8 protein-coding genes are annotated in these 11,631 nt (G+C 61.8%); 4 read left to right on the top strand and 4 right to left on the bottom strand.

Annotated features, from left to right (window positions below; translation table 11 throughout):
- Positions 1–23 precede the first annotated feature (23 nt).
- Positions 24–2,465 carry a flagellar hook-basal body complex protein gene (locus GE027_RS20445; RefSeq protein WP_153559085.1) on the top strand — a complete coding sequence of 814 codons (2,442 nt, stop codon included), beginning with the start codon at positions 24–26 and terminating at the stop codon, positions 2,463–2,465.
- 214 nt (positions 2,466–2,679) lie between these two features.
- On the opposite strand, the gene thiC is transcribed toward GE027_RS20445, so the two are convergent.
- The 3 genes from thiC to GE027_RS20460 form a co-directional block, all read right to left on the bottom strand.
- Entirely contained in the window at positions 2,680–4,011 is a 1,332-nt protein-coding gene (gene thiC / locus GE027_RS20450; protein ID WP_153559086.1) for a phosphomethylpyrimidine synthase ThiC, read from the bottom strand.
- Positions 4,012–4,184: 173 nt separating this feature from the next.
- Positions 4,185–5,627 (bottom strand): c-type cytochrome, encoded by a 1,443-nt coding sequence (locus GE027_RS20455; protein WP_153559087.1) that lies wholly within the window; start codon positions 5,625–5,627, stop codon positions 4,185–4,187.
- A 367-nt stretch (positions 5,628–5,994) separates the two neighbouring features.
- On the bottom strand, positions 5,995–6,840 hold the full coding sequence (locus GE027_RS20460) for a 3-keto-disaccharide hydrolase (protein WP_153559088.1): 846 nt from the start codon (positions 6,838–6,840) through the stop codon (positions 5,995–5,997).
- A 227-nt stretch (positions 6,841–7,067) separates the two neighbouring features.
- Here GE027_RS20460 and GE027_RS20465 point away from each other — a divergent pair, with 227 nt between their 5' ends.
- The 3 genes from GE027_RS20465 to GE027_RS20470 all read left to right on the top strand — a co-directional run bounded on the left by GE027_RS20465 (position 7,068) and on the right by GE027_RS20470 (position 11,317).
- Positions 7,068–9,599, top strand: a complete 2,532-nt coding sequence (locus GE027_RS20465; protein WP_153559089.1) for a sodium-translocating pyrophosphatase — start codon at positions 7,068–7,070, stop codon at positions 9,597–9,599.
- A 379-nt stretch (positions 9,600–9,978) separates the two neighbouring features.
- Entirely contained in the window at positions 9,979–10,137 is a 159-nt protein-coding gene (locus GE027_RS22885; RefSeq protein ID WP_162006853.1) for a hypothetical protein, read from the top strand.
- A 139-nt stretch (positions 10,138–10,276) separates the two neighbouring features.
- On the top strand, positions 10,277–11,317 hold the full coding sequence (locus GE027_RS20470; protein ID WP_153559090.1) for a glycosyltransferase: 1,041 nt from the start codon (positions 10,277–10,279) through the stop codon (positions 11,315–11,317).
- A 109-nt stretch (positions 11,318–11,426) separates the two neighbouring features.
- Here the strand turns inward: GE027_RS20470 and GE027_RS23185 are convergent.
- A partial coding sequence (locus GE027_RS23185) for a hypothetical protein (RefSeq protein ID WP_202617490.1) occupies positions 11,427–11,631 on the bottom strand: 205 nt, incomplete at its 5' end.

Genomic DNA, 11,631 nt, shown 5'->3' on the forward strand with positions numbered 1-11,631 from the left:
ACCGCCCCCCGGCTGAGGATACTATGGGACTTGCATCGGCTCTTTCGACCGCGCTGACCGGATTGGGCGCGGCGGAAACTCAGATCGACGTGATCGGCAACAACCTTGCCAACTCGCAGACCGTCGGTTTCAAAGAATCACGCGTGGTTTACTCCACCCAGTTCTTGCAGACCCTGTCGCTGGGTGCTTCGCCGACGGCCGACAGCGGCGGTACCAACCCCAGGCAGGTTGGATTGGGCGTGCAAGTCGCCGAGATCGCTTCGAATTTCGGTCAGGGCACGATCGAAATCAGCAGCAGTCCCTCGGACTTGGCCATCCAGGGCGATGGCTTCTTTATGGTCGAAGGCGCCTCGGGCGAACGACTGTATACCCGCAACGGCATCTTCAAACTGAACGCCGATGCGCAGTTGGTGAATTCCACGGGCCAGCGACTGCTAGGGTATAGCATCGACGAGCAGTTCCGCCTGCAAAAATCGGAACTGGTCCCCCTGACCGTACCGCTGGGAACGGCCAGCGTGGCCAAGGCCACCGAGAACGTCACCTTCGAGGGGACGCTGACGCCGCAGGGAGCCACGGCGACGGTCAGCGAAGTCATTCAGAGCCAAGTGCTGGGCGACGCTGCGGTGCCCAGCCCCGACGGCGCCGGGGTGACCATCGGCACCGCTCCGGCCGCCGCCGCCGCGGGCGTGACCGTCAACACCAGCGGCGCCGGAACGCTGGCCGCCGGCACGTACGAATACCGCGTGGCCCTGGTCGATGGCAGCGGACGCGAATCCACGCTCAGCAATCCGATCAGCGCCACGGTCGGTGCCGGCAACAGTATCCAGTTGAACAACCTGCCGGTGGACCCCGATGGTCGCGATTACCCGACGGTGAACATCTACCGCACCGACGCCGGCGGCAGCGACTTGTTCTTTCTGGGTTCGGCCGCAGCCGGAGGCTCATTCACCGACACCGGGGCGCAAGGCCTGGACGTGTCGCGTCCGGCCGACGCCGAAAACCTTTCCGGCAATTACTCCTACGCCATTACGTACTACAAACAGGGCGAACCCGAAAGCCGTCCCAGTCCGTTGCTGGGACCGCGCAACATCGTCAACGGCCGGGTGACGCTGGAAGATTTTCCGGATCCCCCCACCCCGCCCGAAGGCGGTGGCTTTCCCGATTACGACGGGATTCGCATCTACCGCAACCTGGCCGGCGACCAAAATAATTTCTACCTGGTCGATACCGTCCAGCCCGGCGAGACCTATACCGACAGCAAGAGCGATGCAGAAATCGCCAACCTGGATACTCCCGGCAACCAGTTGCTCGACCGCGACGGACCCACGATCGACAGCAACACCCTGCTGACCAACGTGCTCCGCCGCGAAGGATCGACCTACGAAAAACTGTTCACCACCGGCACGCTCAGCTACCAAGGTCGTAAAGGCGGCGCGGCGCTGGCGGCCAAAGAGCTGACGATCACCGACACCAGCACCGTGCAGGATCTGATCGACTTTATCGAAGACTCCTCGGGCATTCAAACCGCCCAGATCGACGCCCAGAATCCGATCCCAACATCGGCGAATAAGATCCTGGGCGAGAGCGGCGACCTGGTTCCCGGCGGGATCATCGAAGATGGTGCCATCCGCGTGATCAGTAACACCGGCGAATTGAACGCGGTCGAAATCGATCTGACGGCTTTCCGCCTGGAAGACGAATTGGGCAACATCACCGTTCCCAACCTGGCCTTCGGAACGGTCCAAGAAGCCGAGGGCACCAGTGCCGCCAGCGACATGATCGTGTACGACACCCTGGGCGTTCCGATCAACGTTCGCGTCACTGCGACGCTGGAACACACCAGCGACGAAGAAACCGTCTACCGTTGGTACGCCGACAGCGCCGGCAACCAGACGTCCAGCGGCAGCAATATCGCGGTCGGCACCGGCCTGATCACCTTCGACGGCAACGGCAACTTCGTCTCCGCGACCAACAGCACGGTCAACGTCAACCGGCAAGGCGTCCCCAGCGTTTCGCCTTTGCAGTTCGAACTGGACTTCAGCGCGGTCTCCGGCTTGGCCACCCAGGAAGCCTCCCTGGCCGCTACCCGACAAGACGGTAGCGCTCCGGGCGTGCTGAATAGTTTCGTCGTCGGCGAAGACGGCGGCATCCGCGGCGTGTTCAGCAACGGCATCACTCGCGACCTGGGCCAGATCCAATTGGCCCGCTTCGCCAACCCGGTCGGTCTGGAAGAACGAGGCAATAACCTCTACGCCCAAGGCATCAACACCGGTCTGCCGGTTCAAGGTGCTCCGGGCGAAAACGGCATCGGCTCGGTGATCGGTGGTGCGTTGGAACTGAGCAACACCGATATCGGTAAAGACCTGGTGGACCTGGTGCTGGCCAGTACCCAGTACCGCGGAAACAGCCGGGTGATCACGGCCAGCCAGCAGCTGCTGGACGAGCTGTTGAATATCCGAAGGTAATGGAAGAGTCGCCTTTCGCTCCGTCGAAAGTAGCCGTTGGGATTGGCTACTTTCGCGGAGCGAAAGGCGACGCTGGCTACTTTCGCGGAGCGAAAGGCGACGCTGGCTACTTTCGCGGAGCGAAAGGCGACACTGGGCTACTTTCGCGGAGCGAAAGGCGACGCTGGGCTACTTTCGCGGAGCGAAAGGCGACGCTGCACAGCGAAAGGCGGCACTACGCCTTGGGCAATTCGACCAGCTTCTTCTCGGCGGCCATCTTGCGGATATCCTCGGTGATCTTCATCGAGCAGTACTTGGGTCCGCACATGCTGCAGAAGTGGGCGCTCTTGAAGGTGTCCTGGGGCAGCGTTTCGTCGTGATAAGCCTGCGCCGTTTCGGGGTCGAGCGACAAGCGAAACTGCTCGTTCCAGTCGAAGGCAAACCGAGCTCGCGAGAGCGCGTCGTCGCGATCCTGAGCTCCCTTGCGGCCGCGGGCCACGTCGGCGGCGTGGGCGGCGATCTTGTAGGCGATCACGCCCTGCTTGACGTCTTCGCGGTTGGGCAGACCCAGGTGCTCTTTGGGCGTCACATAGCACAGCATCGCCGCGCCGTGCCAACCGGCCATCGCCGCGCCGATGCCGCTGGTGATGTGGTCGTAGCCCGGCGCGATGTCGGTGACCAGGGGGCCCAGCACATAGAACGGCGCGCCGTTACAGATCTCGATCTGCTTTTCGATGTTCATCTGAATCTGATGCAGCGGGATGTGGCCCGGCCCTTCGACCATCACCTGCGTCCCGTTCGCCTGACCGCGAGCGGTCAATTCGCCCAACACATCCAGTTCGGCGAACTGGGCGTCGTCCGAGGCGTCGGCGATCGAACCGGGCCGCATGCCATCGCCCAGCGACCAGGTCACGTCGTACTGACGCATGATGTCGCAGAGGTCGTCGAAGGAGTCGTACAGCGGGTTCTGTTTGTTGTGAGCCATCATCCACTTGGCGATCAGCGATCCGCCGCGGCTGACGATGCCGGTGACGCGATTGACGCTCAGGTGCAGGTGTTCCAGTTTGATCCCGCAGTGGACCGTCATGTAGTCGACGCCCTGCTTGGCCTGGTGTTCGACCATGTCCAGGAAGTGCTGGGGGCGCATGTCTTCGATGTTACCGCCCAGCTCTTCCAGCATTTGGTAGATCGGCACGGTTCCGATCGGCACGGGGCTGGCGGCGATGATCTGTTTGCGGATGTCGTCGATGTCCTTGCCGGTGGACAGGTCCATCACGGTGTCGGAACCGTGGTGCACGGCCGTATGCAGCTTTTCCAGTTCGTCCTGGACGTTGCTGGTCACGGCGCTGTTGCCGATGTTGGCGTTGATTTTGCATTTGGCCGCGATCCCGATACACATCGGCTCCAGCACCCCCTCGAGGTGGACCTTGTTGGCCGGGATCACCATCCGGCCCGCAGCCACTTCGTCGCGGATGGTTTCGACCGGCAGGTCCTCGCGCTGAGCAACGAATTCCATTTCCGGGGTGATTTCGCCCTCGCGAGCCGACAGAATCTGCGTTTGAGCCATTGATCATTACTCCGATCGCGAACCGTCCACGCCGCCAGCGCGGGCGGGGTTTTCACGCGTAATCCAAATTGTAGAAAGCACTCCCAGACGGCCGACAGACCGCGGGAACAACAACGCTGGCAGTCAAACTGTTGTATACGATGCGAGCCGCTGGGAGTAGTGCCGGCGGCAGGTTACAACGTTTTCAAGTATTCCAGAACCGCTCGTTTCTCTGCCGCGTCCAGTTCGTCGGGATAGCGGTGCCCGGCGTTGCTCTTGCCCTTGCGACGGGTGTCGAAAAACTGCCGCCGGACCGCCACGTCGGGCTCGTCCAGGGGCACCCGCGCGGCGCTCTCGATGCTCAGCCCGATCTTCTGCTGGTCCATCTCCTGGCTGGTCGGCCGCCACACCGTGGGCCGCTGGTCGGGATGCAGGACGTGCCACAGCGTGGGCACGCTGCCGTTGTGAAAGTACGGCGCACTGGCCCAGACGCCGTCCAGCGGCGGTGCCACGTAGCCGTCCGGATCGACCTCGGTTTCGTGTTGGTCGGCTTCGCCGGCGTGCGCAAACCAGCTGTTGCCGTAACGACGCCGGCCCTCGCGAGGCAACGCCCGCAGCCGCACCGGGTCGGTGCCCAGTTCGTACAGCGGCACGCGGCGGTTGGGGTATTCGCCGTCGGGTCCATAGGTTCCGTGACAACGGGCGCAGTGATCCGCAAACACCGCTTCACCGCGACGCGCCAACGACGCATCGACCGGGCCCTCGTACGCCGGCGGCCGCAGCGACATTAGATAATCGTAGACCTGCCGAAAATCGTCTTCCCACTGCCGAAACTTTTCCGGTCCGTTCTCTTTGACCAACATGAACTGCATCAAACCGCGATGCCCCCGCTGGGCAAACCCATCGATATACAGATAGGGGCGGCGGTGAAAGTGCCACCAGGGCGGCGCGTCCAGGTCGTGATTCACCACCCGCGGCGGCGGGGCGTCGATCACGTTTAATTGCCCGTCGCGGTAGTTCATCAAGGCCACGCCAAAGACCACCGCGTTGGTCGTGCCGTGCGTGGTCCCCAAGGGAATGACCAACGATCCCAAATCCATGCGGGTCAGCGGTTTGCCCAAGCGGAACTTGGTTCGCCGCAGTTCTTCGGTCATCGTCTGCAGGGCAAACCGATTGTTCGGTGCCCCGGCCCAGGGCCGGCCGTAGACGCTGCCGCCATGGCAGGAGAAACAATTCATCGTCCACGTTCCCTCGGCATCGACGACGTACTGCAGCGGCCGGCCGCTGTCATCGCCGGGCCGCGGCGTCAATCCGTAACGCTCAAACGCCATCTCTCGCCGCTGTTCGGTGCTGGCCTCGGCCGCTCGACTCCGCAGCGGCTCGGGCCACGACTGCCAGACCGCGTCAAAGGTTTCCTGATCAAAATCCGGCGGCAGGTAGGCCCGTTCGGTCAACAACCGGTAGCCCGGATGATCGGGCGAATCCTGAGCGATCGGGGGCGTGGGTTCGCCGGCCCAAGTTGCGCTCGATCCGAGCACGATCGCGAGCACGAGCAAAACAATCGCGAGCACGATCAAAACAGAGGACGCCGGGGCAAACGGGTCGCAGGAAATACGTTGACGGTTGATCGTTGCCATGAAAACAGCCCGGATTCGTGAAGAGAACCATCAACCGCAGTCTACCAGAGCCGACAACCCAGCAGACAGTGGCATCGGCTTCCAGCCTGTAGAAGGCTCCCATAGCGGAACTCGCCAGAGTACGGGCCAGGCCAGCGAAATGACTCGTACTCCGCGCAGCGGTGCTCGTGCTCGTGCTCGTGCTCGTGCTCAGCGCAGCGGTACTCGTACTCAGCGCAGCGGTACTCGTACTCGTACTCGGCCCGCAGCGGGGCCCAGGAGGTTCGTTATGCGACGTGTTAAATTTCGAGCACGAGCACGAGCACGAGCACGAGCACGAGGCTGGCAGCTCTCCAAAGTCTGGCGACTTCAGCTACGGGGAGGATGGCTACGGCAACTCGCGGACGCGGATGTTGCGGAATTCGATCGGGGCCCCTTCGGCTTCCAAGCACAAGTATCCCTTTCGCGGATTACAGTCGCGTCCGCCCGAAACCTCTTCGCCGTTGACCCACAAGCGGATCTCGCCATTGATCCCGCGGACGTAATAATGGTTCCACTGCGGCGACCCCTTGCTGCGGTCCGCCCGCGGAAAGCTGCGGCTGCCATTCGGCGAGAGCGGCGGAAAGGGTTTCATCGTCGACGTGCCGACCGCGAACACATCGCCGTTGGTGCTGAACCAGTCGCCCGTTTTCCCGGTTCGCTGCTTGTACTGGGTGGCGTAGCCGTGATCGAGCATTTGAATTTCGATCCCGCCCTTGGGCAATTGGCCCGGCGGCAGGTCCACCAGCACCGATTCGGGAACCCAGGCAAAGACGCCCGAGTTGCCGGCGGACTGCAGATGCCGCCACTCGATCACCAGTTCAAAGTTCTCGTACTGCTTGGCCGTGCGGGTCACGCCGATCGGTTTGCCGGTGGATTTGGCCAGCCCGCCTTCCCAGACCAACGTGTCGGGGTAGCCGTTGACGCGGACAAAATCGTCCTCGTCCAACGTCACCCAGCCGGGACCGGTCGAATCGATCCGAGCCTGAATGCCGGTCGAACCCGTTTCGGCGGTTTCGGCCGTTTCGACGGTGGGCGGGGGATCGGACGCAGAACCGGATCGGGTTTGGGAAGCCTCCTGCGCCGCCAGCGGACCGCCGGCCAGCAACATCAGAGGCAACACGGTCGACGCGGCCCACGCACGGGCAGGCGTCCAATTACCGAGCCGTAGCGAACCGAAAAATGCGTCAAGCATGCGAGAAAATCCTGGTGATTCAGGGAAGGGATAGGGAAGCGGTGCTCTATGATAACCGGTGCTCTGCGATCGTGCCCCGCACCAACAACGGACGCTTAACGGCTACTACCGCCACAACTGCGGCAGATTTTCCGTCACAACACCCCCGCCCCTACTGGCATGCGCTGCGGGAACGCGTACACTGACCGCGGCACTTCAGCAGACGTAATCAGACGAGGGAAGCAACCGTGATTTTGACTGTTTGGCTGGGCGCACTGCTCGCCTCCATCCTGGCGTTGGCGTGGGCATTTAAGTTTTACAAACGGATGATGGAGGCGGACGAGGGCACGGAGCTGATGCGCGAGATCGCCGGCTACGTCCGCGAAGGTGCCGACGCCTACCTGTGGCAGCAGTACCGTTTGGTGACGATGGCCTTTGTTGTGGTCGCCGCCCTGTTGGCCGTCGCGTCCTACCACCTGCATCTACTGAACGGCTTCGTGCCGATCGCGTTTTTGACCGGCGGTCTGTTTTCGGGGCTGTGCGGATGGTTCGGCATGAAGACGGCGACGCAGGCCAGCAGCCGCACCGCCGCGGCCGCTCGCACGTCACTCAACGCCGGTCTGCAGGTGGCGTTTCGCAGCGGCGCCGTGATGGGTTTGACCGTCGTCGGCATGGGGCTGCTGTACATCTGCTTGTGGTTCGCCGTGATGTACTGGCTGTGGCCACTGTTTGTCGGCCAGGAGCACGCTTATTCGCTGGAACAGATCAGCGTGGCCATGCTGTCCTTCGGCATGGGGGCCAGTGCCCAGGCGTTGTTCGCTCGCGTCGGGGGAGGGATCTTTACCAAAGCCGCCGACGTGGGGGCGGACCTGGTGGGCAAAGTCGAACAGAGTATGGAAGAGGATTCGCCCAACAATCCGGCCACGATCGCCGACAATGTGGGCGACAACGTGGGCGACGTCGCGGGCATGGGCGCGGACCTGTACGAGTCGTACTGCGGGTCCATCCTGGCCGCCTCGGCTCTGGGTGTGGCGGCGTTTGCCTCGCCGGCCCTGCTGCCCGAAGGCAGTTCGGTGGTCGGCGTTCAGGCCGCCGCGTTGTTGCTGCCGATCGCCATCGCCGCGGCGGGGATCGTGGCTTCGATTGTGGGCATCTATGCCGTGCGAAGCGGCGAAGAGGCGTCTCAGAAATTGCTGCTCAAAGCCCTCTCGCGGGGCATTAATCTGGCCGCGGTGCTGATGATCATTTTGGCCATCGCGCTGGCGTATTTGTTAATGCCTCGCGTCCCTGGCACGTTGCTGCCGTTCGGCTTGCCCGGCATCGCCGGCAGTGTGGTGGTGGGCCTGTTGGCCGGTTGGTTGATCGGTAAATGGACCGAGTATTCGACCAGCGACGAGTTTCGGCCCACACAACGATTGGCCAAACAAGCCGAAACCGGTCCGGCCACCATCATTATCGGCGGCATCGCCGACGGCATGCTCAGTGTTTGGTTTCCGGTGATCGTGATCTGTGTGGCGACCCTGGCGGCCTTTGGGTTCGCCGCCGGCGGACGCTTTACCGACCTGCAGTTCTTTTCGCTGGGGCTGTACGGCGTGGGCACCGCTGCGGTGGGAATGCTCAGCACGCTGGGGATCACCCTGGCCACCGACGCCTACGGACCGATCGCCGACAACGCGGGCGGCAACGCCGAGATGTCCCAGCTGGAAAGCACCGTGCGGCAGCGTACCGACGCGCTGGATTCACTTGGCAATACCACGGCGGCCACCGGCAAAGGGTTCGCCATCGGTTCGGCGGCCCTGACGGCCCTGGCGCTGTTGGCCGCGTACATCGAGGGCGTTCGCGATGGTTTCGATCGCTGGGGTCAGTCCGCAGCCCAAGTCGTGGAAGAGGACGGGTTCTATAAACTGTCGCCGGGCTACCTGCTGCACCGCCACGGCCCCGACACCACTTCCTATCTGGTTCAGCCGCGCGTCGCGCGCGATCCACGGCTGGCCGAGTCCTGGTACGACGTTCCTTTTTCCGACGGTCCGGCGCGGTTATCCGACGGCGTGATCCTGTTGCCCGAAGCTTCGCCGAGTGAGTCGACCAAGACGGACAGCATGCTGGTCACGCTGGCCGCTCCCACGTTCAGCGCCAGCGGGGCGGCCCTGGTGCCGCTGGGAACCGCCACGCTGCAGGATTTCAGCGAGTACTACGACATGACGCTGATGAACCCACGCGTCCTGATCGGATTGTTCCTCGGCGCGATGGCCACATTCGTCTTCTGCGCCCTGACGATGAAAGCCGTGGGACACGCCGCCGAACAGATGGTCGTGGAAGTCCGCCGCCAATTGGACGCCAATCCGTTGATCAAGACTGGCGAAGCCAAACCCGACTACAAACGCCCGGTGCAGATCAGCACCACGGCGGCGCAGCGCCAAATGCTCGTCCCCAGCGTGCTGGGACTGGTGATGCCGATCGCGGTCGGTCTGCTGCTGGGCGTCGGCGGCGTGCTGGGATTGCTTGTCGGATGCCTGACCAGCGGCTTCTGCGTGGCGATCTTCATGGCCAACGCCGGCGGAGCCTGGGACAACGCCAAGAAGTACTACGAGAGCGGTCACCTGGGCGGCAAGGGTTGCGACGGACACAAAGCGGCCGTGGTGGGCGACACCGTGGGCGACCCCTTCAAAGACACCAGCGGCCCGAGCCTGAACATCCTGATCAAATTGATGAGCATGGTCAGCGTGGTCGTCGCCGGCCTGATCGTCCGCTACAGCCTGGTCTCGCTGGGTTGGTTTTAACGAACGCAAACTACCGGGGTGGTCGGGGGCATGCTCTATCTGGCCTACACAATCGCGGGCATTTTGTTGTTTGCCGGTTTGGCGCAGTGGTTTCGGCGTTCGCCGGACATCGGTTGCTGGCACCTATGTGGCTGGCTCTACTCGATGGTAGAGATGGAGTGCTGGGATGAGCCTCGAGCAGGTTTAAGCCAATCCCCTAAAGTGCAGTTGGAAAGGAACCGCATGCAGCGTAGATCTGCATGCGGGCAACCGTCGCGCGCGTTGCAACTGTCTGCCTTCGCCGGCACAATTGCGTTAACCAACTTTTCTTCGTTTTGCGCCCGTGGGTTGATCGGATGAATCCATTCAGTGGCGCCGTGTTCTTGCCTGCTGAGGTTCCGTGACCAAGATACTGATCGGGGCGCTGACGTGTCATGCCTACCCTGAGCGACGCCGACGGTGCTTGGAAACCTGGGTCGCCGATGCTCTCAAAGCGAATATGGATGTCGTCTTTCTGCTCGGCGGGGCTGACGACTGGACACGGTTCGGCTCTGCCTGAAAACCTGAGCCGAACGCGCGAGCGTCGGGTCCTACCACCGAGCCGCCCCATTCCCACAAGGTCTTAGCGGCGTCTCGTCCCCATCCATTCCACCCAACCAGGTTTTTAGACAGAGCCTAGGAGACGAGGAACAGTAGCGATGATTGATGAAATCTGCGTGGTGGGCTTTCCGTCGCATCTGGGCGGGGCCGATACGGAGCTCGACCACCAAATCCACGTCTGGCAACGTCTGGGCGTCAAAGTGCATCTGGTGCACACCGGTCCGCTCGATGCGAACTGCCACCGCATGGGTATGGAGGCCCGTGGCTGCGTAATTCACACGCCGCGAGATTGGTCGGCTTGCCAAGGCAAACACGTTATTTCGTATTGCAACGGTGATTTTCTCGAAAACCTTCCCGCGATCCGGTCCTATGCTCGCTCGACGACTTTCGTGAACTGCATGACTTGGCTGTTCGACAAGGAAAAAGAGCGGCATCGAGACGGATTGATCGACTTTTTTCTATACCAGACCGATCATGTGATGGAGAAAGTTTGCGGTGAACTAAAGGAGATCAACGACCGGTACGTACCCGTCAAAGTACGACCCTACTTTCATCTCGCGGACTTTCCGTTTCATGAGCACCGATCTGAAGAGACATTCCGATTCGCTCGGCTGTCACGGTCAGACCCGGGCAAGTACCACCCCTCGCAACTCTGGATCTACGAAACCATGGTCGCACCGGTGCTCAAAAGCGGCACGATCTTGGGGGTCGATCAGGCGGTACGCGACAAGATTGGAGCGGTTCCCGATTGGATCCAAGCTATCGAACCCGGCGGCATGCCGGTTCAAGATGTCTACGAGCGCGCCCACTGTATCATTCAAGCATCAGAGACCTACGAGAACCTACCCCGCGTGGGTTTTGAGGCCATGGCCAGTGGCTGTTTGTTGATTGTGGATGATCGGGGCGGTTGGCGTGAGTTGGTGCAGCATGGCAAAACGGGCTATTTGTGTCGTGATCAGCGCGACTTCGTCTATTACGCATCACGAGCAGCGTACGAATCTGATGAACGGACCCAAATGACTCGCGCGGCACGCAGTTTTTTGGAAATGAATTGGTCGATGGAGTCAGCCCTTTTGCAATGGCGCAATTTCTTTCAACGGTTGGAGGCGTTCGTCCCCGGTGCTGCGACGCTAGGTTAGGTTCCCTCGCCAAAAATATGGCGGTAACTATTGACCCCCCGCCTGAGACCGCTACCCTGAGCCTGCCGAGTCAATTGCGTCGGTTCGGCTTTGGGCCTTTTCAGGACATCTAGGAATACGGGGTAGGCATGTCGGTCAGCAGCTCGCCAAGCAGTTTCTTCAGCAGTTCATCTTCGAGTAGTAGCTCCTCTTCAAGCAGCAGCTCCTCCTCAAGCAGCAGCTCCTCCTCAAGCAGCAGTTCCTCTTCAAGCAGCAGTTCCTCTTCAAGCAGCAGTTCCTCCTCAAGCAGTAGCTCCTCCTCAAGCAGTAGCTCG

Origin of the sequence: Roseimaritima sediminicola (assembly GCF_009618275.1) — a bacterium.
GTDB lineage: Bacteria > Planctomycetota > Planctomycetia > Pirellulales > Pirellulaceae > Roseimaritima > Roseimaritima sediminicola.

Excerpts from the sequence above, each read along its gene's own strand:
- GE027_RS20455 (WP_153559087.1), bottom strand. The coding sequence starts at position 5,627 with ATGGCAACGATCAACCGTCAACGTATTTCCTGCGACCCGTTTGCCCCG.
- thiC (WP_153559086.1), bottom strand. The coding sequence starts at position 4,011 with ATGGCTCAAACGCAGATTCTGTCGGCTCGCGAGGGCGAAATCACCCCG.
- GE027_RS20460 (WP_153559088.1), bottom strand. The coding sequence starts at position 6,840 with ATGCTTGACGCATTTTTCGGTTCGCTACGGCTCGGTAATTGGACGCCT.
- GE027_RS20445 (WP_153559085.1), top strand. The coding sequence starts at position 24 with ATGGGACTTGCATCGGCTCTTTCGACCGCGCTGACCGGATTGGGCGCG.
- GE027_RS20470 (WP_153559090.1), top strand. The coding sequence starts at position 10,277 with ATGATTGATGAAATCTGCGTGGTGGGCTTTCCGTCGCATCTGGGCGGG.